Consider the following 21438-nt stretch of genomic DNA (forward strand, 5'->3'; position numbering starts at 1 on the left):
GCACCGCAGGCCGCGGCGCAGCCCGAGGCCGAGCCCGCCAAGCCCGCGAAGGCCGCCGCCAAGCCGCGCAAGACGTCGCGGCGGGCAACGCGCCCCGCAGGTCCGCCGGAGGGCGCCGTGGACGGCGCCGAGCCGGTTCCGGCAGGCAGCGGATCCTGAGGTCGTGACGGGTCCGTCCCGGGTTCAAACCCCCGGGACGGACCCGTTTGGCCTTCTCATACCCCGGTCCTGTAACCTTTGCCTCTGGTGTGCTTAGGCACAGGCTCCTGAGCAACCACCCTCCGGGATCGTTTTCCCGGGGGAGGCCCCCGATTTCTGTTCGGTGTGGCTGGCTTCAGGGGCTCGGACCCTGCAGAAAGAGAGATCCACGGTGTACGCGATCGTTCGCGCCGGTGGCAGGCAGCACAAGGTTGCCGTCGGTGACGTCGTCCAGGTCGACCGCATTCGCGGTGCCGCGGGCGCGACTGTTGAGCTTGCGGCAATCCTCGTCGTAGACGGTGAAGCCGTGACGAGTGACCCGTGGGTCCTCGCTGGTGTGAAGGTGACGGCCGAGGTCGTCGACCACACCAAGGGCAAGAAGATCGACATTCTGAAGTACAAGAACAAGACCGGTTACCGCAAGCGCATGGGTCACCGCCAGCAGCACACCCAGCTGAAGATCACCGGCATCAACTCCGGGAAGTAGGAGAAGCGACATGGCACACAAGAAGGGTGCATCTTCCACCCGGAACGGTCGTGACTCGAACGCTCAGCGCCTCGGCGTGAAGCGTTTCGGCGGCCAGGTCGTCAACGCCGGCGAGATCATCGTCCGCCAGCGTGGTACGCACTTCCACCCCGGTACCAATGTCGGTCGCGGTGGCGACGACACGCTGTTCGCGCTGTCGGCCGGCGCCGTGCAGTTCGGCAAGGCGCGCGGTCGTCGCGTCGTGAACATCGTCCCGGCGGAATAAGCACGCCGCGGCATTCGCTTTGACACCCGAGGGCGGACCTTATGTGGTCCGCCCTCGGGTGTTTGTCCACAGTGTTTCGCCCCCCTTTCGGGGAGCCGAGGAGGAATCCACGTGACGACCTTCGTCGACCGCGTCGTGCTGCATGTAGCGGCGGGTAGCGGGGGCCACGGCGTGGCCTCCGTCCACCGGGAGAAGTTCAAGCCGCTCGGCGGCCCCGACGGCGGCAACGGCGGCCGGGGCGGCAACGTCACGCTGATCGTCGACCCGAACACCACCACGCTGCTCGAATACCACCACTCGCCGCACCGCAAGGCCACCAACGGCAAGCCCGGTGGCGGCGCCAACCGCACCGGCCCGGACGGCAACGACGTCACCCTCCTGGTCCCGGACGGCACGGTCGTCAAGCGGCTGCTCCCCGGCGGCGACGAGGAGTTCGTCGAGGACCTGGTCGGCAACGGCGCGAGCTACGTGCTCGCGCGCGGTGGCCGCGGCGGCCTGGGCAACGCGGCTCTCGCGTCCCCGCGCCGCAAGGCCCCCGGCTTCGCGCTCCTGGGCGAGCCCGGCGAGAGCGGCGACTACGTCCTGGAGCTCAAGACCGTCGCGGACGTCGCGCTCGTGGGTTATCCCAGCGCCGGCAAGTCCTCGCTGATCGCGACGCTCAGCGCGGCCCGCCCCAAGATCGCCGACTACCCCTTCACCACGCTCGTCCCGAACCTGGGCGTGGTCACCGCGGGCGACGTGGTCTACACCGTCGCCGACGTGCCCGGGCTCATCCCCGGCGCGAGCGAGGGCAAGGGCCTGGGGCTGGAGTTCCTGCGGCACGTCGAGCGCTGCAAGGCGCTCGTGCACGTACTCGACTGCGCGACCCTCGAACCCGGCCGCGACCCGATCAGCGACCTCGACACGATCGAGGCCGAACTGAAGGCGTACGGCGGTCTGGAGGACCGCCCGCGCATGGTCGCGCTGAACAAGATCGACGTGCCCGACGGCAACGACCTGGCCGACCTGGTCAAGGCCGACCTCGAAGCGCGCGGGCTCCAGGTCTTCATGGTGTCCGCGGTCAGCCGGGCCGGCCTGCGTGAGCTGTCCTTCGCGATGGCCGCCCAGGTCCAGGCCGCGCGCGACGCGGCTCCGGCGCCCGAGGCCACCCGGATCGTGCTGCGGCCGACCGCGGTCGACGACAGCGGTTTCACCGTCACCAAGCGCGACGAGTCCTACATCGTGCGCGGCGCCAAGCCCGAACGCTGGGTGCGCCAGACCGACTTCAGCAACGACGAGGCCGTGGGCTACCTCGCCGACCGGCTCGCCCGGCTCGGCGTCGAGGAGGCCCTGTGGTCGGCCGGCGCCGTCCCCGGCGCCGAGGTGGTCGTGGGCGACGACATCAGCGGCGTGGTCTTCGACTGGGAGCCGACCGTCGCGGCCGGCGCCGAGATGCTCGGTCGACGCGGCGAGGACCACCGCCTGGAGGGCCACCGCCCCGCGGTGGACCGCCGCCGGGCCCGCGAGGCCATCGAAACGCAGTTCGAGGAATTCGATCCCTTCACGGACTCGGATTCCTGACCTGCGGGCACGCCGGCGAGGACGCGGAGTCGCCGGCCATCGGGGTCGGGAGTCGCGGCCCCACGGGGTCGAGGTGTCCTGACCCCGGGGACCGGAAGTTTCGGCCCCGGGGACTGGGACCCCCGGGATACCGACCCACGGACACGGAGTCCCGACCCACAGCCGGTCGGGGAAAGCGGGGCGAAGGTGCGCAGTGGGGCCGGCGCGGCGCGCGAGGACGTGGTGTCCGCGCGCCGCATCGTGGTCAAGGTCGGCTCGTCGTCGCTGACGACCGCCCAGGGGGGCCTGGACGCCGACCGCGTCGATGCCCTCGTGGACGTGATAGCGGCCAAGCGCGCGGAGGGGGTCGAGGTCGTCCTCGTCTCCTCCGGTGCGATCGCCGCCGGGCTCGCCCCGCTGGGCCTGCCGCGCCGCCCGCGTGACCTGGCCACCCAGCAGGCCGCCGCGAGCGTCGGGCAGGGTCTGCTGGTGGCCCGCTACACCGCGTCGTTCGCGCGCTACGGCCTGCGGGTGGGCCAGGTGCTGCTGACCGTCGACGACGTCATCCGCCGCGCGCACTACCGCAACGCGTACAACACGCTCGACCGGCTGCTCGCGATGGGCACCGTCCCCGTGGTCAACGAGAACGACACGGTGGCCACCGAGGAGATCCGATTCGGCGACAACGACCGGCTCGCCGCCCTGGTCGCACACGTCGTGCACGCCGACCTGCTCGTGTTGCTCTCCGACGTGGACGGACTGTACGACGGGCCGCCCACCAAGGCGACGTCCTCGCGCGTACCGTTCGTCAGCGGGCCCGAGGACCTCGAAGGCATCGAGATCGGCAAGGCCGGCAAGGCCGGCGTCGGCACCGGCGGCATGGTGACCAAGGTCGAGGCGGCCGGCATCGCGACCTCCGCCGGCATCCCCGTCGTGCTCACCGCGGCGCGGTTCGCGTCCGACGCGCTGGCCGGCAAGGACACCGGAACCCTCTTCCACCGCACGGGAGTTCGTACCGCCGACCGGCTCCTGTGGCTGGCCCACGCGACCACCGCGCGCGGCACGCTGACCCTGGACCCGGGCGCGGTGAAGGCCGTCGTGGAGCGACACAGTTCGCTGTTGCCCGCCGGCATCACCGGTGTGCAGGGCGGGTTCAGCGCCGGCGATCCGGTGGACCTGGTTGACGAAAAGGGCAACATCGTGGGCCGCGGACTGGTCAACTTTGATGCGAAGGAACTGCCGGGCCTGTTCGGGCGATCCACCCGGGAGTTGGCCCGGGAGTTGGGCCCGGCCTACGAGCGCGAGGTCGTGCACCGCGACGACCTGGTGCTGCTGCTGCGCCGCTGAGCGACGCCCACGGAAGATCAGCTGCTCGCCGACGGGAGGCCGGCCGTGCCGGAGCTTGAGGATCGACCCTGGGGTCATGCCGAGCACGACGGCGCGGGCCGCATGTGGCACATCACCCTGACCCTCGCGGGCTCACCCGACAACCCCGAGGACGTGCGCGCGGCGCTGGAACGCCTCGCCGTGGAACACCCGTTCCTGCTCGCCGGGCGCTACGCGGCCGACCACGCGGAGGTGCGGTACTGGGAGGAGGCGCCCAACCTGCACGACGCGGCGGCGATCGCGTTGCGGCTGTGGGGCGAGCACCGGCTCACCGCTCGGCTGCCGCCGTGGGAACTGATCGGCCTGGAGGTCGTGGACCGCCCGACGTACCAGAAACGGGCCAACTCGCCGGCTCCGCTGCCGGTGCGGCCGGGGCGCGTACAGCCGTTCTGAGTGGCGCGGTTACGGGGCCCGGGGCCTCGTCGACCCACCGGTTTCGTCCCCTGTAACCCCAGCGGACGATGTCGGACATCTGTGCTTCGACCCGGTTCGAGCCCGGAAAATGCCTGGCCGGCGAGGGCGTCCCGGGGTTAGCGTCGCGAGACAATGCGTACGTTCCCCGTCGCCGACCCCGGCGATCCCGATATCCGGTCGGCGGGCCGATACCTGATCTGGCTCGCCGCTCGTTCCCGCAGGACGATCACCATGGGAATCCTGTGGGCGTCGGTGTGGATGGTTTCCCAAGCCCTGATGCCGGCCGCCGTGGGCCGGGCGATCGACGCGATCGAGTCGCGCGAAGAGTCCGCTCTGCTCGCGTGGTCCGGTGTGCTGCTCGCGCTCGCGGTCGTGATCGGCTTCACCGGCATCATGCGGCACCGCAACGCCGTCTCGAACTTCCTCGACGGCGCCTTTCGTACGATCCAACTGGTCACCCGGCAGGCGAGCCGACTCGGCGCCGCCCTGCAACGGCGGATCGCCACCGGCGAGGTGGTCGGCGTCGGCACCTCCGACCTCGACTCGATCGGGGGCGCCCTCGACATCACCGCGCGCGGCTGCGCGTCGATCGTCGCGATCGTGGCGATCGCCGTCGTACTGCTCCAGATGTCGGTCCCGCTGGGCCTGCTCGTGCTGCTCGGCGTGCCGTTGCTGATGGGGCTGGTCTCGCTGCTGCTGCGGCCGCTGCACCGGCGGCAGAACGCCTACCGCGACCTGCAGAGCGACCTGGCCGACCGAGCCGTCGACATCGCGTCCGGCCTGCGCGTGCTGCGCGGGATCGGCGGCGAGCGCACCTTCGCGGCCCGCTACCGCCGCGAGTCGCAGGACCTGCGGGCGGCCGGCGTGCGAACCGCGCGGATCGAGTCGATGTTGGAGGCCGCGCAGTTCCTGGTCCCCGGCTTCTTCATCGCGATCGGAACCTGGCTCGCCGCCCGGTTCGCCCTCGACGGGCGGCTGACCGTCGGCCAGATGGTGTCGTTCTACGGCTACGCGGCGTTCCTGACGGTGCCGATCGGAACCCTGACCGAGGCCGCCGACAAGATCGTGCGCGGACACGTCGCGGCCCGCCGGGTCGTGCGCGTGCTGTCCCTGGAACCGGGGGTGACGGACGGGGCGAAGCCGCTCGCGTGGCCGGCGCCCGGTGACCTGATCGACCGCCGCTCCGGCCTGGTCGTGCGCTCGGGCATCCTGCTGGGCATCGCGTGCGAGGACCCGCAGGACGCGCCCGCGCTCGCCGATCGCCTCGGCCGCTACGAGGGCGCCGACGTGACCTACTCCGGCGTCCCGCTCGCCGACCTCGCGGTCGCCGACGTGCGGTCCAGGATCCTGGTCGCGCACCACGACGCGGGACTGTTCTCCGGACCGCTGGGCCGCGAACTGACGCCGGGTCACGACGGCGTCGGCGACCTCGCCGAGGCGGTGCGGATCGCGTGCGCCGAGGACGTGGTCGACGCGCTCGACGACGGCCTCGACACCGACATCGCGGCCCGGGGCCGGGAGTTCTCCGGTGGCCAGGTGCAACGGCTGCGCCTGGTGCGGGTGTTGGTCGCCGACCCGCAGACGCTCGTGCTGATCGAGCCGACCAGCGCGGTCGACGCGCACACCGAGGTCCGGATCGCCGGTCGGCTGGCCGACCATCGGCGCGGCCGCACCACGGTCGTCGCCACGACCAGCCCGCTCGTGCTGGACACCATGGACGAGGTCGCCTACGTCGAGGACGGAAAGGTCATGGCCGTCGGGCCGCATCGCCAACTGCTCAAGACCGAGCCGCGCTACGCCGCGCTGGTCACCCGAGGCGAGGAGGACGACGCGTGAGCTCGCGACGACTGCTTCCGATCGCGGCCGCCCCCGCGGTCCGCCGGCACGCGATGCGGCTGTTGGCCGAGCGCCGGCGCGATCTGTACCTGACGGTCGGGTTCTACTCGCTCGCGGCGCTCGCCGGACTGGTGGCACCCAGACTGCTCGGGATGATGATCGAGGACGTGCGCGCCGGCAGCGCCGAGAGCACGGTCGACCTGCTCGGCCTGGGCATCGCCGGCGCGCTGCTCACGCAGGCGCTGTTCGTGCGGCAGGCCGCGGTGGCCGCGGCGCACCTGGGCGAGGGCCTGCTCGCGCAGGTCCGCGAGGAGTTCGTCGAGCACATCCTCGACCTCCCGCTGTCCACGGTCGAGCGGGCCGGCTCGGGCGACCTGCTGGGGCGCGCGAACCGCGACGTGGCCGCGATGTCGCGGGCCGCGCGCCGGGCGGTCCCGTCGGTTCTGGTCGCGCTCGTGACGATCGTGTTGACGCTCGGCGGGTTGCTGGTGCTCAATCCGCTGCTCGCGCTGCCGCTTCTGGTCACGGTTCCGCTGGTGATCCCGATCACCGTCTGGTACCTGCGTCGGGCGCCCGCCGGGTATCTGCGGGAGAACGCGGCGTGGTCGCAGGTGACCGATTCGCTCGCCGAGACGGTCGAGGGGGCGCGCACGATCGAGGCGCTCGGGCTGAGCGAGCGCCGGCGTCGGCGCGGCGACGAGGACGTCGCCGAGGCGTACGCGGCCGAGCGCTACACGCTGTGGCTGCGCACCGTCTGGTTTCCGTCGGTGGACTTCGGCTACATGCTGCCGGTGGTGGCCACGACGTGCTTCGGCGGGTGGGCCTACCTGCACGGGTGGGCCTCGCTGGGTGAGGTCGCGACGGCGGTGCTCTACGTACAGCTGATCATCGGGCCGATGGACGAACTGCTCAACTGGCTCGACGAGATCCAGATCTCGGCGGCCTCGCTGTCGCGGTTGCTCGGCGTCGCCGACGTACCCTCCGACCGCGAGCCCAGCGACGCGAAGCCCACCGACGAGACGCTGACCGCGCGTGACGTGCGGTTCTCGTACTCGCCCGGGCGCGAGGTGCTGCACGGCATCGACCTGACCGTGCGGCCCGGTGAGCGGATCGCGGTGGTGGGCCCCAGCGGCGCCGGAAAGTCCACTCTGGGACGGCTGTTGGCGGGCGTCAACGGGCCGACGGAGGGTGACGTGCAAATCGGCGGCGCACCGCTCGTGGGCCTGCCGTTGGACGAACTGCGCGGCCGGGTCGCGCTGGTGACCCAGGAGCATCACGTCTTCCGGGGCACCCTGCGCGACAACCTGCTGCTGGCCCGCGAGGACGCGGACGACGACGCGATCCGCGCCGCGCTGCGCGCGGTGGACGCCGACTGGGTGGACGCGCTGCCGGCGGGCGTGGACACCGTGGTGGGCCCCAAGGGCACCGACCTGACGGCCCCCCAGGCCCAGCAACTCGCCCTGGCCCGCCTGGTCCTGGCCGACCCGCACACGCTGGTCCTGGACGAGGCCACGTCCTTGATCGACCCGCGCGCGGCCCGCCACCTGGAACGCTCCCTGGGCGCGGTGATCGAGGGCCGCACGGTGATCGCCATCGCCCACCGCCTCTACACGGCCCACGACGCGGACCGAGTGGCGGTGGTGGAGGACGGCCGCATCACCGAACTGGGCAGCCACCGCGAACTGATGGCCGCGGACGGCGCCTACGCCAACCTGTGGCGCAGCTGGCACGGGTGAGGGCGCGCTCGGTACGGCCCGGCCGGCGGGCCGTACCAAGGCGCGCGAAGGCTACTCGGCGCAGGGGAGGACGCCGACGATGCGAGCCGGCCATCCCGACGACCGCAGACGGCGCGTCCAGGGCGAGACCGACCGACGAGGGGGTGGACGCGGCGTCCACAGTTGTCCGTGAGCTGCTGCGACTGCACGATGCGCAGCTTCGAGGGCGGGTCCCCCCACGACACGCGTCGCCGATCGGCGCGGTGGTCGAACAGGACGGACCGGTCGTTCGCACGCACTACAGCACCCACGGAACCGTCGAACACCGCGACCTCACCGGCGTCGACCTCGCCGGCCTGATCCGTCGGCAGCAGTCCGCCTTCGAACAGCGCCACGAGCCGGTCGAATGGAACGTCCACTCCCACGACGCGACCGCGCCGCACCTGACCCGCGCACTACGGGACGCGGGCTTCACCCCCGGGTGGGAGCGCACCGTCCTGGCGACCGACATCGCGGCCCTGTCCGGTCCCGTCCCCGCCCCACCGGGGCACCGGCTGCGGCACCTCGGCCACCGGGAGCACCTCACGCGCGCACGGATCCGCGACTTGGCCGCCACGACCGGCCCGCACCGGCGGCCCTTCACCGAGGTGGAGGCCGACGGACGTCACCTGAACTGGGAAGTGAACGTCCCCCTGCTCGAACACGACGGCCGCATCGTGGGCGCGGGCTGGGCCGAGTCCGTGGACGGGACCGAGTTCACGGCGATCGGCGGGATGACCGGCCCGCACCCGGAATTTCTGCCGATGTGGGCGTCATGGGCCAGGAACGGCCTCTCGCGCCGTCCCGGCCGGCAGCCGTCGGACGTTCGTTTCATCGTCGCCGAAGCCGACGGCGCGCTCCGGCGGGCGCTGCTGGGAGCGGGGTTCCAAGCAATTACGTCAGTCCGGTCCTACCACTGGGCGCCGCCCGTGACCCCGGCGCGGGTTCGACCGGTCAGGATGCTGTTCGACGATCCGGAGCACGACGATGTCTGGGACCGGTTCCGTGAACGCTTCGCCTTCAAGCCCAGCATCCGCGTGTTCCCCGGCACCGCGGAGCCACCCGAATCGATCACCTGGCACCTGGCGGCCATCACCGACGACCCCGACGGCAGCACGGTCGACGAACTCCAAGCCGTGATCGAGCGCGGCCTGCTCGCCTGCACCAAGCCCGGCGAAGACCTCTACTGGCTCGACTGGAATCACCAGGGTTACCGGTTCGACCCTCGCCGAGTCGACGGGCCCGGCAGGCCACGCCGGCCCGGCAGCGCCTATCCCGACGGGGACTACCACCTCTACGTGACCCGCGACATCCGCTTGGGCACCTTCGGACACCCATGGGAGGACTCGCTCTGCGTCTTCGGCGACGACCTGTTGGCACACGTCGAGGACCGGCTCACCGCATTGCTGGGCACCGTCCTCCGCCGCGGAGGCCGCAACGTCGGCAATACCTGGACGTTCGGGCCGGATCGGTCCTCGGGCCCGGTTCCCGGAGCCCGTTCCGGCTACTCGGCGTAGGGCGGGAGGATCGCCCACTCGCCTTTCCGACTGTGCAGGCCGCGGGGATCTCGACCTGCTGTTCACGGCAATGGCGAAAGGATCGGTGGGCCCCCAACCCGCCGGGACGTATGCAACGTCCGTGCCTGTGGGAGTGGGTTCGCGTGTGAGTTTCATGTGAGGCCCCCCGCCCGATCTGCACGCTGATGCGATCGGGGCAGGTCACAGGGTCGGGGTTCCCATGCGGTGCTCATGTTCTTCCATGCGCTCCCATGTCCGCCGACGACGCTGGTGCGGTGTTCGTGGACATCACGGGCATCGCTGCCGCCGTCGGCCTGGGGAGACTCGATGATCGAAGTGCGTGGACTGACCAAGCGATACGGTGAGGTTCTCGCCGTGGACGATCTGACGTTCGGCGTCCGTGCGGGAGAGGTGACCGGCTTCCTGGGGCCCAATGGCGCGGGCAAGTCGACGACCCTGCGGATGATTCTGGGCCTGGACGGCGCCGACTCGGGCACCGCGACCGTCATGGGGAGGGCGTACGACGCTCAGCCGGCCCCGCTCAGGGCGGTCGGGGCGCTCCTGGATCCAGGTGCCGTGCTACCCAGCCGTACCGCCTTCCATCACCTGCTGTCCCTCGCCGCCGGCAACGGGATCCCGCGCAGCCGTGTGGATCGGATCCTGGCCGAGGTCGGTTTGGAGAAGGTGGCCCGGCGCCGGGCCGGAACCTTTTCCCTCGGCATGCGTCAGCGTCTCGGCATCGCCGCCGCGCTGCTGGGCGATCCGCCGGTGATCGTCTTCGACGAGCCCCTCAACGGGCTCGACCCCGAGGGCATCGTGTGGATCCGCTCGCTCATGCGCAGAATGGCCGCCGAGGGACGCGCCGTGCTGATGTCCAGCCATCTGATGAGTGAGATGGAAGTGACCGCCGACCATCTCATCGTCATCGGCCGGGGCACGCTCATCGCCGACACCACGATGCGGGACTTCATCGAGGCGCACTCCGAGCGTGAGGTCGTGGTGCGCACCCCTCAGCCCGAGGTGCTCCGGTCATTGTTGTCCGCTGCCTCCGCCGTGCGCGCCGCGGACGGCGCCACGCTGGTGGTCACCGGCCTGGAAGCCGCCAAGATCGGAGCTCTTGCCGCAGCGGGCGGAGTGGAGCTCCACGAGCTCTCCCCGCGTCAGGTGTCCCTGGAAAAGGCATTCATGGACCTGACCCGCAATGCGGTGGAGTACCACGCCCGGACGGAGGCGAGCCGATGAGCCGCCCCTCCCCACGTTCCGAGCCGAGGCAGGCGCCGATGCAGTTTTCTCGTGTACGCGGTCGACGGTTCGCTTCTCGTGTACGCGGTCGACGGCCGGCTCCGCAGGATGTGGAGCCGGGCAGGGCCGGCTTCCGGCACAGTCTGCACGCCGAGTGGATCAAGATCCGCACCATGCGGTCGACACTGTTCGTGATCCTGGGCGCGCTCGGCTTCGCGGTGGGGCTCGCCGCGCTGAACGGTTCGTCCGCCGGCAGCGAGTACGCGGACCTGTCACCCGCCGACCAGGCCGAGTTCGACCCGCTGGCGACCAGCCTGATGGGTTACCTGGTGGCACAGATCGCGTTCGGGCTGCTGGGCGGTCTGGTGATGACCGCCGAGTACGGGGCACGCACGATCGTGCCCACGCTCGCCTCCGTGCCCCAGCGAGCACGTGTCCTGTGTGCGAAGGCCGTGGTGCTGGTGGGGGTCATGCTGCCGGTAGGGATTCTGGTCTCGCTGGCCGGGTTCCTCATCGGGCAGGCGTCGCTGTCCGCGGCGGGTGCCCCGCACCTGGCGCTGTCGGACGGCGTGGCGCTGCGGGGCGTCTTCGGCGGCGGCCTGTACCTGGCGTTGGCCACCCTCCTCGGGTTGGCTCTGGGCACGTTGATTCGCTCGACGACGGCCACGGTGACCACACTGTTCGGGGTGATGCTCATCGTCCAGGCGTTCGCGCCCGCCCTGCCCGGCGCGCTCGGGGACCGGGTCTCGAAATACTGGCCGCCCATCGCCGGTGGCCGGATCATCACCGTTGTCCCGGATCCGGACCTGCTGAGTCCTTGGGCCGGGCTGGGTGTCATGGCCGCAGTCGTGGCCGCGCTCCTTGCGGTGGCTTTCGTCGTGTTCCGCAAGCGCGACGCCTGACGGGGCCGGGACACTGAGCGTGAGCGTGCCGTAGACCACGGGGAACGGATGCCATGACGACGAAACAACGCCTGCTTCTGGTGGAGGACGAGCCCACCCTGCGCGAGCTGCTGTCCGCGAGTCTGCAGCTGGCCGGCTTCCAGGTGGCCTCGGCCGAGACCGGTTTCCAGGCGCTGACGGCAGTGCACGAGCTGTCCCCGGACCTGATCGTGCTGGACGTGATGCTGCCCGACATCGACGGCTTCGAGGTCGCCCGCCGCCTGCGCGAGCGCCCCGGCGCGAAGCAGGGGCACGTGCCGGTCCTCTTCCTCACCGCGCGGGACGCGACCGAGGACCGGATCAGCGGACTGAGGGCGGGCGGGGACGACTACGTCACCAAGCCGTTCAACCTGGAGGAGCTGATTCTGCGCATCCAGGCCGTGCTGCGCCGCACCGACGGCCTTCGGCACGAGGACCACCGCCTCACCGTGGGTGACCTGGAACTGGACGTCGACAGCCACTACGTCACCCGCGGCGGGGTTCCCGTGCCACTGTCCCCGACCGAGTTCAATCTGCTGCGGGTGATGATGGAGAACGCCGGGCAAGTCCTCTCCCGCGAACAGCTGCTGGACCAGGTCTGGCACTACGACTTCGGTGGCGACAACTCCATCGTGGCGTCCTACATCAGCTACCTGCGCCGGAAGATCGACACCTCGGAGACCAAGCTCATCCACACCGTGCGCGGCACCGGTTACGTCCTGCGCAGGCCCCGGGGATGAGGAACATGTCGCCGATCCGCCGCCCTGGCCGGCGTCTGTCGCTGCGGTCCCGCCTCGTGATCATCTGTCTGCTGCTGGTCGTGACCGCACTGCTCGCCAGCAACGCATTGCTGGTCACCCTCTTCCAGCGCCAACTGGTCGACCAACTCGACGAGCGGCTGCGCACGGCCGCCACCGCGGCGGCACGGATCCCGGACGAGAACCCGGACACCGGTGCGACCTCGCCGTCGGTGCGCGACGCGGTGGAGCGGGAGCTGACCGGCGACGTCTACGCGGCTCGTCTGCGCGCGGACGGGACAGTGGCGCGCACCCTGCGCCCCGCCGGCGACGCGGCGCCCCGGCTGCCACGCTTGGACGCGGCAGCGACCGAAGCCCGCGGCGTGCACCCCTTCCGGGCGCCGGGCGACGGTCACGACTGGCGCGTGATCGCCCAGCCCCTGCCTTCCCCGACGCAGAAACAGGGAGCCGAGTCGACCGGGGGCGGCAGCATCGTGGTGGCGGGCTCGTTGGAGCCGGTGAGCAGCACGATCCGGCATCTGGGGCTGCGGATGCTGATGATCGATTCGCTGGTTCTCGTTCTGCTGGGCGTCATCGGATGGTTCGCCGTGCACGCCGGGCTGCGGCCCCTGCGCCGTGTCGAGACGACCGCGGCCGCCATCGCCGACGGTGACCTGTCCAGACGAGTTCCCGCGCTGGCCCGCGCCCGTACCGAACTGGGGCGCCTCACCGCGGCCCTCAACGGCATGTTGGACCGGATCGAGGCCGCAGACACGGCGCGGGCGGCCACCAACGCGCGAATGCGCACGTTCATCGCGGACGCCAGCCACGAGCTGCGCACACCTTTGTTCGGGATCAAGGGATTCACCGAGCTGTACCGCATAGGCGGCATGCCCGAGCGCAGCAGCATCGACACGGCGATGAACCGCATCGAACGCGAAGCGGCCCGCCTTGTGCACATCGTCGAAGACCTCCTGCTCCTGGCCCGACTGGACGAAGACAAAACCGCCGGCACCCCGCTGCCGCTGCGGCCGACCCCCATGGACCTGCGTACGCTCGCGGCCGACGCCCTGCACGACCTCAAGGCCCTCGCCCCGGATCGGGCGGTCACCCTCACCGGACCCGGTGGCGGACCGCCCGGCGGCGCCCCCGTACTGGGAGACGAGGCACGGCTGCGCCAGGTCATGTCCAACCTGGTCGGGAACGCCGTCGCCCACACCCCCTCGGGCAGCCCGGTCCGGATCGGCGTGGGCACGGAAAAGGGTCAGGCGATCCTCGAACTGAGCGACCAGGGCCCCGGCATGACCGCCGAACAGGCCGCCCGCGTCTTCGATCGCTTCTACCGCGCCGACACCGCCCGCGGCCGGACCCGATCCGGCGGCGCCGGCCTGGGCCTGTCCATCGCCCACTCCCTGGTCACCGCCCACCACGGCCGGGTGGAAGTCCACACGGCCCCCGGCCACGGTGCCACCTTCCGCATCCTGATCCCCGAACACACCGACCCTGTCGGCGACTGAGCGGGCCGGCGTCGATACTCCGTCCAAGTCCACGGCCCCCCGACCGGTGGCTTCCGGCGAGGAGGCCCCGACCGACTTCCGGACCCGCTTACCTCTACATGACCCGCGACCTCCGCTTGGGCACCTTCGGACACCCATGGGAGGACTCGCTCTGCGTCGTCGGCGACGACCTGCCGGCACAAGCTGCCGGCACGAGTCGAGGACCGGCTCACCGCGTTGCCGGCCACCGTCCTTCGCCGCGGAGGCCGCAACGTCGGCAACACCTGGACGTTCGGGCCGGATTGGCCCTCGGGCCAGGTTCCCGGAGGTCGTTCCGGCTACTCGGCGTAGGGCGGGAGGATCGCCCACTCGCCTCCGTGCTGCTCGTCGACGTCAAGCACGGCGACGCCGGCCGCGAGTGGAACGACGATCATCCCAAGCCCACGAGGCGGACCAGTTCGGTCACGGGCCGTGGGCCGAGCGTGCCGGCGCCTCAGGTTTGCGAGCGCATCACCACGTGTCAGTCGGTCTCCATCGGCGTCCGAGGCCCTGCTGCTTCCTTGGTGGGCCCACCGCCTCGTCCGAAAGTGCCACGAGGTGCCGTGCTATGGGACAGTCCTACCGCGCCGAAGAGAGTGCGCATCTCCGGCGTGAGGGTGCGTCGGCCCGCGACGAGTCGCCCCATGATGTCCTGGGCGTACCGTTGATTCGGCAGCCATTCGGGGGAGCCTGCTCGGATCTTGTGGAGCACGTCGACGGCTTCGGCGAATTGTCGAGTGCGGGCGTAGGCATCCGCCACGTCGAGCAGGTGTCGGTTGCGGTTGTTCGAGGTCGGCTTGAGCTTGTCGACGGGAATGCGCGCGGCCAGTTGGAGCACGCGGCCGGGCTTGTTGACGATTGCCGCGTTCTCGATGCGCTTCAGCGCCACGGTGATCGGCCCGAAGGCGCGCAAGAGGTCCTCGCGGGGGGCGTACTCGCGCGCCAAGGCCGCTGCGGCTGCACCGGACAGACGTAAGGCATCCTCGGCATCGCCGGGGCGGTTGTCTCGGACCCCGGCGGCCGACACGCGCAGGAGGAGCCAGCCCCAAGCGCTCAGCTCCGCCGGCGTGGCCCTGGACAGGCGCGGCTCAGTCGCGTCGGCCCATGTGGTGGCCAACTCGCGGGCCTCCGCGAGCTTCCCACGCCGTAAGAGCAGCCAGCACTGCGTGTTGACGACGGCGGCGCCCTCAAGGCGATCGGCAGCGCCGTCAAGGGCGCGTTCGAGAGCCATGTCGGCGGCGTCGAACTGCCTGGTCTGGGTGAGAAGCGATCCGGTGAGCCGCATCAGCCTCGCTTGCACCGCCCGCCCGTCGGGGTCGGCTTGGGCCAAGACTTCGGCATCGCGCAGAAGCGACGGAAGGACTGCGCCGAGTTCGGCGAAGCGATCTCCGGAGAACAGGGGCATCGCGGCACGCAGTGCGGTACGAACCCCGTGAAGCGTCGGTTCTTCGAGATCGTCAGCGGAGGAGCGTGGCGCTATGAGCGCGCGGCGTACGGGCTCCCACTGATCGAGGGTCGCTCGTGGTGCGGACTCCTCGTTCGAGTCCACCATCAGGCTCGTGGTGGGGACCCGTAGGGCCGACGCGAGCTGTCGGGCGGTCTCCAGCCGGGTATCGTCGCGCTCACCCTGCTCCAGCTTTCGGATCAGTGAGAGCGATACGCCTGATTGGTCGGCCAGTTCCCTTTGGCTCATGCCCCGGCGCTTGCGTACGTCCCGCAGCCGTTCCCCGATGCCGACGCTCATGATGTGAGAGTAAGGCCAAAGCGGACACGACGTCGGGCCACCGATGGCAGGGCCCGACGAGGCGTCGAACGTGGACGGAACGCGCAGGGAACCGGCTCACAACGTGGTGGATCATGGGAAAGGGCAGAAAGAGGGCCGAATCATGCCCGGTCAGGCGCGACGCGACCAATGTCTGATGGTCATGCTCGTCGTTTCCGTCATCGTCCATGATCGGGCGAACGGGCGGGTCGTGCTCCTACGTCGGGGCGACGACAGGCCATTTGCGCCCGGACTGTGGAGCTTGCCCAGTGGCAAAGGCGCGCCAGGAGAACCGATCACTCACACGGCGGTCCGCGAACTCCGCGAGGAGACGGGCTTGGAGGTCGAGCCACAGGCCCTTCGTCTCACCCACGTCACGCACAGCGCGGAAAGCCCGGAGGCTCCCGAGGGGTTCGTCGTGCTGGTGTTCGCGGCACAGGAGTGGGGCGGCGATCCGGTCAACGCCGAGCCCGATAAGCACTCGGCCGTGGCTTGGTGCGACACCGACGACTTGCCGACCGACTTCGTCCCGTCGACCCGCTACGCGTTGCAGCGATACCTCGCGGGCGAGCGACCCGAAGTGGCGGTCGACGGGTGGGGCGACGCGTAGAGCCGATCGAATCGACGGGCTGAAGGCGTGTCGATTCGACCGGAGTCGAGCCGGTGGCGGGCATGTTCGTCAAGCGACGACCCCTCGGTGAGAAGTCCACGACTCGGCAGCCGCGACCATTGCTCCGAGCCAGGCGGTATCCGGCTTGCGCTCGGCGAACGCGCGGTACATGCGCAACGTGGCAGCGGCGAACGCAGAGACGGCGGCCGGATCTGCCTTGTTCCATGCCGGGCACTCCGAGGCCCAGGACTCGGCCGAGGCGGCGCTGTGCCCTGCGGCCACCAGTTGTATGACGAGACAGGCCGGGTCGATGAACCCGGCACCGCGAGTTGGCCATGACCAGTCCACCGCCCAGGTGTCCGTGGCGCCGATCATAAGGTTGCTTGGGTTGATATCCGTGTGGAGCAGTTCGTCACCCTGGAAGAGTGCGGCTTCGGCATCGTTCGCAGCGAACCGGTTCCACCGTGTCTCCGCCCACTCGCGTGCGACCGAGGGCAGGTTCAAGTCCCCGATCCGGTTGAGAGTTTCGACCACCGCCGGGAGGTCCGGCGAGTTCGGTGCGAGATCGGACGAGCGCCCGTCGACAGCGTCGAAGCCCAGAGCGATCCAGGTGTCGTCCTGAGCGTGCCATCGCAGGGCCGGCGAAATGGGTTGCACTGTCGGGTTGATCTGACGTTCGCGGGTGAGGGAGTCGCGGCGCCCGCCCAGTCGGTTCCGGACGACCTTGACGAAGAACGGCCCCTTCTCTCCGGCGACCAGGGCGGTGAGGTTCGAACTGAACCCACGCGCAGTGCGCTGAACGTCGGTCAGATCTCCCGCGTGCGGGTGAATCAACCTTCGTAGCTCAGACGCGGACGGCCCGGGGCGCATGTGTCCTTCAGTTCCTCGGGGAGCATTCAGACCCCGGGAATCCGGGGCCGCACTCGTCGTCGCCCGGGATGTGGAGCCGGATGGCCGTCGCGATGTTGGTCCGTACGCGAAGGTCGCATGTTGAGTAACGCGCGACCCGCTCCAGAGACCAGAAGCCCCCGAAAAAGGGGCTTCCATCACGCAGACAAGGTTCAGTTGACGTGCGCGAGGAACGCCCTCCACGCGTTCGGGCCGAACGTGAACGCCGGGCCGTCGTCATCCTTGCTGTCTCGCACCGCAGTGAGGTGGCCGATGTGCGCGATCGTCACGCACTGGTTGACCTCGGTACTCGCACTCGACTTGAACCACTCGGCCGGACCGAGGGCCGATGCGCGAACAGCCGTGTTGGGGACGGGCTTAGACATTCCGAAGTTCTCCCATTTCTCTTGGCGATCGATGCTCGTGTGGCGTTGGGTAAAGCGCCACTGACTGAAGATGGTCGATCAAACGGACAACTCGCCGCACGACCTGCGGTTTGTCTTGCTGCTCGGTGTCGATCACCGCGTAGAGGGACGTCGAGTCGGACTGCCGTTGCGATGTCGGCCTCCGGGTGTCGCTGACTCCGGCGCCGGTGACGGCACCCGGCCCTCGGGCCGGCCCGAGTGGTGAGAGGTGGCGAGGCCGGTCCCCTTGCCGCAGAAGTCGGATTCCAGCGTCTCGTCGACTCGTAGTCACCTCCAGCGTGAGATCGACGCACGGCGCCAGGCAGGCCGGTGCTGAATCTCCGACCGTGTCTGTGCGTGCTATCCCAAGCTGGGCATGAAGGGAGTTTCGCAACCCGTAGCCCTCATCCTGTTTGCGACAAGCAGCCTCCCCGGGATAGCGAAAGCCCATCCTGTGGAGAGGCTTTCGCTTTCCCGGAGGTCAGCGAACTGCGGCGATGAACGACGTCCAGGCGTCCGACCGGACCGCGAAGGCCGGACCCATGGGGTTCTTGCTGTCGCGAACGGCCGTCTGGGTGTCCGTGTGGGCCACCGAAACGCAGCCGTTCTGCTGGCCGCTGTGGATGCTCTTGAACCAGGGCAGGTGGCCGTACTCGGATGCCTGTCGCACGACGGGGGGAAGTTGAGTCACGTGAGTTCTTCCAGTCGTTTCTTGATGATTGCTTGGGTTTTCGCGCTGTCGAGAGCGTTGGTGCGCAGGTATTCGAAGAACCGTACGTACCGCCTGATCTCACGGGGATTATCCCGCTGAAAGCTCACGGTCACAGTGTCTACGAAGGCAACGCTTGGATCCTCTGCCTCTCGAAAATGCAAGAGCGTCAGTCCGGCAGTCGTCGGCGCTGCCGCGTCGTAAGGAATCACCTGCACGGTGACGTTGGGGCGCTGAGCCACGTCCAGTAGGTGGGCGAGCTGGGCACGAAGGGCTTGTTTCCCACCGATCTCGTACATGAGGGCGGCCATGGTGATCACGCCGGAGTACTCCACCGGGTCGTCCTCGGTGAGCAGCACGCGTTGGCGTCGTTGACGCACGTCGACCAGCGTTTCGATGTCTTCCTCGTCCTGAACGAACGGCCCGCTCCCGATGACCGCCCGCGAGTAGTCGGCAGTCTGCAACAAGCCTGGGATCAGCAACGGTTGGTACTCCCATGTTGCGGCGGCTTCCGTCTCGAGCCCGATCTGCTCCTGGTAGTCGTTGTTCAGGACATCGGCGTACGGCGCGACTGCCCACCATGAGCGCTCTCGACCATCCGCAACCAGTGCTTCGCACTTGTCCCGACCCTCCGCATCAACCTCGTACAGCTCCATGAGCTTGTACAGGTCACGACGCGTGATGCCGGATTGCGCATTCTCAATGCGCGAAACCTTCGACTTGTGCCACCCGAGGTGCGCTCCCACGTCTTCGACCGTGAGTCGTCGCAAGTCTCGCAACGTGCGGAGTTCGTTGCCGAGCCTCCGTCGAGCCAACATCGGCGTCGTGGGCATCAGTTGTCCCCTCCTTGGTCGGCGCACCAGTGAAGCGCAGGGGCCCGCGACGGCGTCAAATTTTACTTGCGCTTGACTGATGCGTGTTGCAAATAGAAGTCGATCCGAGGAATCTGTCACAACATGGATCACGTGTAGTGATCAGTACCACGCGCTCTGCGACCGGGTCCAGTGATCGTTGGTCCCTGCTCGCCTTCGCGTCCGCTCCCATTGGAGGCGACGGGTTGTGCCACAACACGGCTGTGTGAACCATGCGGGGATCGAGTGGATCAGTGCCGCCACCGAGGACCCGGTCGATACGCGATGCAAGTGGATCCGCGAACCGTTTTCGCCGACGTTGGTCGGTGCCGGGGGCTTGTTCGATGCTGTTGTGATGCATGCCGATGTCGGTTGCGCTGTTCTCGGCATTCTCGCTGCTCGCCATCAGCCCGTCGGTGCGGTCATCAGCAAGGCGTACAGCAATCGCTGGGCGTTCTTCATCGGCCCAGGTAGCCGACGGGCGTGGCGCGCCACCGTGGAAACCGAGGGCCTGGTGCGACCGAGTTGGTATCGCTACGTCGGTCGCGACGCCTGGTTGACGGTGCCGGGGCCGTATCCCGTTCTGGGTGGGGAGGCGTTCTTGCGGTGGCAAGTCCCGCCCGGCACGGGGACCAACCTGACGTGCGTTACGGCGCTCGGTGCCGCGTTTGTGGGCGCCACCGCTGCCGACTGCTCCCATCCGCCGGAGGCGGTTCGGGCCCAGGACGGTGTGGGAACGTGCCCTCGCTGCGGCGAACCGCGCATGTCGGCGGACTGATCCGCCTCACGCTACGACCCGCGGCGCCCTTCACCGCTGCCAGGACACGGAGTGACGGCATGGACAACCCCGCAGTGCAAGCGAGTGGCCCAACTCGGTGCAGCCGTACCGAGGTTCAGGTATTCAGCACAGGGCGTGAGGTGCTGAACGTCGGTGACTACGTTCGGCTTCTCGATCGTGACGAAGTCGCTCAGGCGTTGCGACCGCCGGGACACATCACGTCCATTGGCTCCGACCTCGACGGCAATCCGGTGTATTGGGTGACACCGAAAGACCGCAGCCGTGAGGTCCACCAGTGGAGCGAGTTCGGCGAACGTCTCGATCTTCTGCCTTATGAGCCGCCGGACTCCGCCTGACGGCGAGGAACGGGAGGGCGGTCACGTGCTCGCGATCACTGCTGCTCGGCGGCCAAGTCTGCGTGCGCCTCTCGGAGTTGGCGTTTGAGGATTTTGCCGCTGGGGTTTTTGGGGAGGGCGTCCGTGATCACCACGTACTTGGGGACCTTGAAGCCGGCCAGGGTGGTGCGGCAGTGGGTGATTACCTCGTCCGGGGTGAGGGTTTCGCCTGGCTTGGGGACGACGACCGCGGTGACCGCCTCGATCCAGTACGGGTGGGGGACGCCGAAGACGGCGGCTTCGGCTACCGCGGGGTGGGCGTGGATGGTTTCCTCGACCTCGCGGCCGGCTACGTTTTCGCCGCCGGTTTTGACCATGTCCTTCTTGCGGTCGACCACCGTCAGGTAGCCCTCGTCGTCCAGGACGCCCAGGTCGCCGCTGTGGAACCAGCCGTTGCGGAATGCCTCGGCCGTGCGCTCGGGTTCGTTCCAGTAGCCGAGCATCGTGTGCGGGCCCCGGTGCACGATCTCGCCGATCTCGCCGGTGGGCACGGGGATGTCGTGTTCGTCGACCACGATCGTTTGTACGTTCAGGCCCGCGCGGCCCGCCGAGCCGGCTTTGCGCTCCTGCTCGTCGGGGCCCAGGATCGTGGCGACGGGGGACATCTCGGTTTGGCCGTAGAAGTTGTACAGGCTCAACGCCGGCAGTCGGCGGCGTAGTTCGCCCAGCACCTCGACCGGCATCGCGGCGGCGCCGTAGTAGCCCTTGCGCAGACTGGACAGGTCGCGGGTGTCGAAGTCCGGGTGGCGCAGCAGGGCGATCCACACCGTGGGCGGGCAGAAGAGCTTGGTCACGCCCTCGCGTTCGACGGTCGCCAGCAGCGTCGCCGGGTCGGGGGCGGGCAGGATGATCGACGTCGCGCCCAGGTAGACGTCGGGAGTCAGGAAGCAGTGCAACTGCGCGCAGTGGTACAGCGGGAGCGCGTGGATCTCGACGTCGTCGGCCGACATGCCGCCGTCGATGATCGCCGTGGCGTACTGCGCGAGCAGGTTGCGGCTGGTCATCACGGCGCCCTTGGGCCGCGACTCGGTCCCGGAGGTGTACATGATCTGCACCGGGTCGTCGTCGGCGAGCTCCACCCGCGGGACCGCCCCGCCAGCCCCGATCAGCGCCGCGAACGGCTCCCACCCCTCGACCGCCGGCCCCAGCACCACCCGCAGCGCGTCCCGCCCGGCGAGCGCCGCGTCGGCGGTCGCGGTCAGCTCGGGGCC

At 69.5% G+C, this 21438-nt stretch carries 21 protein-coding genes; 15 read left to right on the forward strand and 6 right to left on the reverse strand.

What is annotated here, in order from left to right:
* Nucleotides 1–370 precede the first annotated feature (370 nt).
* The 12 genes from rplU (at nucleotide 371) to GT354_RS32480 (ending at nucleotide 13812) form a co-directional block, all read left to right on the forward strand.
* Nucleotides 371–685, forward strand: a complete 315-nt coding sequence (gene rplU, locus GT354_RS32425; RefSeq protein WP_161359949.1) for a 50S ribosomal protein L21 — start codon at nucleotides 371–373, stop codon at nucleotides 683–685.
* Nucleotides 686–695: 10 nt separating this feature from the next.
* Nucleotides 696–950 (forward strand): 50S ribosomal protein L27, encoded by a 255-nt coding sequence (gene rpmA, locus GT354_RS32430; RefSeq protein ID WP_161359950.1) that lies wholly within the window; start codon nucleotides 696–698, stop codon nucleotides 948–950.
* A 111-nt stretch (nucleotides 951–1061) separates the two neighbouring features.
* Nucleotides 1062–2510 (forward strand): GTPase ObgE, encoded by a 1449-nt coding sequence (obgE, locus tag GT354_RS32435; protein WP_161359951.1) that lies wholly within the window; start codon nucleotides 1062–1064, stop codon nucleotides 2508–2510.
* A 219-nt stretch (nucleotides 2511–2729) separates the two neighbouring features.
* The gene (gene proB / locus GT354_RS32440) at nucleotides 2730–3836 is read left to right on the forward strand and encodes a glutamate 5-kinase (RefSeq protein ID WP_161359964.1); all 1107 of its coding nucleotides are present in this window, start codon (nucleotides 2730–2732) and stop codon (nucleotides 3834–3836) included.
* Between the two features lie 102 nt (nucleotides 3837–3938).
* A complete protein-coding gene (locus GT354_RS32445; RefSeq protein WP_161359965.1) occupies nucleotides 3939–4268 on the forward strand; it encodes a hypothetical protein in 330 nt (109 codons plus the stop codon).
* A 153-nt stretch (nucleotides 4269–4421) separates the two neighbouring features.
* Complete coding sequence (locus tag GT354_RS32450; RefSeq protein ID WP_161359952.1) at nucleotides 4422–6125, forward strand: ABC transporter ATP-binding protein; 1704 nt, start codon at nucleotides 4422–4424, stop codon at nucleotides 6123–6125.
* Nucleotides 6122–7861, forward strand: a complete 1740-nt coding sequence (locus GT354_RS32455; RefSeq protein ID WP_346012279.1) for an ABC transporter ATP-binding protein — start codon at nucleotides 6122–6124, stop codon at nucleotides 7859–7861. The genes GT354_RS32450 and GT354_RS32455 overlap by 4 nt, the downstream gene beginning before the upstream one ends.
* A 242-nt stretch (nucleotides 7862–8103) precedes the next feature.
* Nucleotides 8104–9396 (forward strand): DUF2716 domain-containing protein, encoded by a 1293-nt coding sequence (locus GT354_RS56735; protein WP_202512562.1) that lies wholly within the window; start codon nucleotides 8104–8106, stop codon nucleotides 9394–9396.
* A gap of 327 nt (nucleotides 9397–9723) precedes the next feature.
* Nucleotides 9724–10638 (forward strand): ATP-binding cassette domain-containing protein, encoded by a 915-nt coding sequence (locus GT354_RS32465; RefSeq protein WP_161359953.1) that lies wholly within the window; start codon nucleotides 9724–9726, stop codon nucleotides 10636–10638.
* A gap of 110 nt (nucleotides 10639–10748) precedes the next feature.
* On the forward strand, nucleotides 10749–11540 hold the full coding sequence (locus GT354_RS32470) for an ABC transporter permease (RefSeq protein ID WP_346012280.1): 792 nt from the start codon (nucleotides 10749–10751) through the stop codon (nucleotides 11538–11540).
* A gap of 53 nt (nucleotides 11541–11593) precedes the next feature.
* Nucleotides 11594–12298, forward strand: a complete 705-nt coding sequence (locus GT354_RS32475) for a response regulator transcription factor (protein ID WP_161359955.1) — start codon at nucleotides 11594–11596, stop codon at nucleotides 12296–12298.
* Entirely contained in the window at nucleotides 12295–13812 is a 1518-nt protein-coding gene (locus GT354_RS32480; RefSeq protein ID WP_161359956.1) for a HAMP domain-containing sensor histidine kinase, read from the forward strand. The genes GT354_RS32475 and GT354_RS32480 overlap by 4 nt, the downstream gene beginning before the upstream one ends.
* Nucleotides 13813–14311: 499 nt before the next feature.
* Here GT354_RS32480 and GT354_RS32490 read toward each other — a convergent pair whose 3' ends face one another.
* The gene (locus tag GT354_RS32490; protein ID WP_161359958.1) at nucleotides 14312–15574 is read right to left on the reverse strand and encodes a helix-turn-helix transcriptional regulator; all 1263 of its coding nucleotides are present in this window, start codon (nucleotides 15572–15574) and stop codon (nucleotides 14312–14314) included.
* Between the two features lie 181 nt (nucleotides 15575–15755).
* Here GT354_RS32490 and GT354_RS32495 point away from each other — a divergent pair, with 181 nt between their 5' ends.
* Nucleotides 15756–16202: an NUDIX domain-containing protein gene (locus GT354_RS32495; RefSeq protein WP_346012282.1), complete on the forward strand. Its 447-nt coding sequence runs from the start codon at nucleotides 15756–15758 to the stop codon at nucleotides 16200–16202.
* A 69-nt stretch (nucleotides 16203–16271) separates the two neighbouring features.
* Here GT354_RS32495 and GT354_RS32500 read toward each other — a convergent pair whose 3' ends face one another.
* The 4 genes from GT354_RS32500 to GT354_RS32515 form a co-directional block, all read right to left on the reverse strand.
* Complete coding sequence (locus GT354_RS32500; protein WP_237535696.1) at nucleotides 16272–17036, reverse strand: hypothetical protein; 765 nt, start codon at nucleotides 17034–17036, stop codon at nucleotides 16272–16274.
* A gap of 227 nt (nucleotides 17037–17263) precedes the next feature.
* A complete protein-coding gene (locus GT354_RS32505; protein WP_161359959.1) occupies nucleotides 17264–17476 on the reverse strand; it encodes a DUF397 domain-containing protein in 213 nt (70 codons plus the stop codon).
* A 499-nt stretch (nucleotides 17477–17975) separates the two neighbouring features.
* Nucleotides 17976–18185, reverse strand: a complete 210-nt coding sequence (locus GT354_RS32510) for a DUF397 domain-containing protein (protein WP_346012281.1) — start codon at nucleotides 18183–18185, stop codon at nucleotides 17976–17978.
* Nucleotides 18182–19036 carry a helix-turn-helix transcriptional regulator gene (locus GT354_RS32515; RefSeq protein WP_161359960.1) on the reverse strand — a complete coding sequence of 285 codons (855 nt, stop codon included), beginning with the start codon at nucleotides 19034–19036 and terminating at the stop codon, nucleotides 18182–18184. Before GT354_RS32515 ends, GT354_RS32510 begins: the two co-directional genes overlap by 4 nt.
* 244 nt (nucleotides 19037–19280) lie before the next feature.
* Here GT354_RS32515 and GT354_RS32520 point away from each other — a divergent pair, with 244 nt between their 5' ends.
* Entirely contained in the window at nucleotides 19281–19832 is a 552-nt protein-coding gene (locus GT354_RS32520) for a hypothetical protein (RefSeq protein ID WP_161359961.1), read from the forward strand.
* A gap of 59 nt (nucleotides 19833–19891) precedes the next feature.
* Nucleotides 19892–20188 carry a hypothetical protein gene (locus GT354_RS32525; protein ID WP_161359962.1) on the forward strand — a complete coding sequence of 99 codons (297 nt, stop codon included), beginning with the start codon at nucleotides 19892–19894 and terminating at the stop codon, nucleotides 20186–20188.
* A 35-nt stretch (nucleotides 20189–20223) separates the two neighbouring features.
* Here GT354_RS32525 and GT354_RS32530 read toward each other — a convergent pair.
* The coding region (locus GT354_RS32530; protein ID WP_161359963.1) for an AMP-binding protein at nucleotides 20224–21438 on the reverse strand (1215 nt) is incomplete at its 5' end.

This window comes from Streptomyces sp. SID3343 (assembly GCF_009865215.1).
Taxonomy (GTDB): Bacteria; Actinomycetota; Actinomycetes; order Streptomycetales; family Streptomycetaceae; genus Embleya.

Coding starts and splice junctions, on each gene's coding strand:
- rpmA (WP_161359950.1), top strand. CDS start 696: ATGGCACACAAGAAGGGTGCATCTTCCACCCGGAACGGTCGTGACTCG.
- GT354_RS32445 (WP_161359965.1), top strand. CDS start 3,939: ATGTGGCACATCACCCTGACCCTCGCGGGCTCACCCGACAACCCCGAG.
- GT354_RS32450 (WP_161359952.1), top strand. CDS start 4,422: ATGCGTACGTTCCCCGTCGCCGACCCCGGCGATCCCGATATCCGGTCG.
- GT354_RS32465 (WP_161359953.1), top strand. CDS start 9,724: ATGATCGAAGTGCGTGGACTGACCAAGCGATACGGTGAGGTTCTCGCC.
- GT354_RS32475 (WP_161359955.1), top strand. CDS start 11,594: ATGACGACGAAACAACGCCTGCTTCTGGTGGAGGACGAGCCCACCCTG.
- GT354_RS32480 (WP_161359956.1), top strand. CDS start 12,295: ATGAGGAACATGTCGCCGATCCGCCGCCCTGGCCGGCGTCTGTCGCTG.
- GT354_RS32490 (WP_161359958.1), bottom strand. CDS start 15,574: ATGAGCGTCGGCATCGGGGAACGGCTGCGGGACGTACGCAAGCGCCGG.
- GT354_RS32495 (WP_346012282.1), top strand. CDS start 15,756: ATGCTCGTCGTTTCCGTCATCGTCCATGATCGGGCGAACGGGCGGGTC.
- GT354_RS32505 (WP_161359959.1), bottom strand. CDS start 17,476: ATGTCTAAGCCCGTCCCCAACACGGCTGTTCGCGCATCGGCCCTCGGT.
- GT354_RS32515 (WP_161359960.1), bottom strand. CDS start 19,036: ATGCCCACGACGCCGATGTTGGCTCGACGGAGGCTCGGCAACGAACTC.
- GT354_RS32525 (WP_161359962.1), top strand. CDS start 19,892: ATGGACAACCCCGCAGTGCAAGCGAGTGGCCCAACTCGGTGCAGCCGT.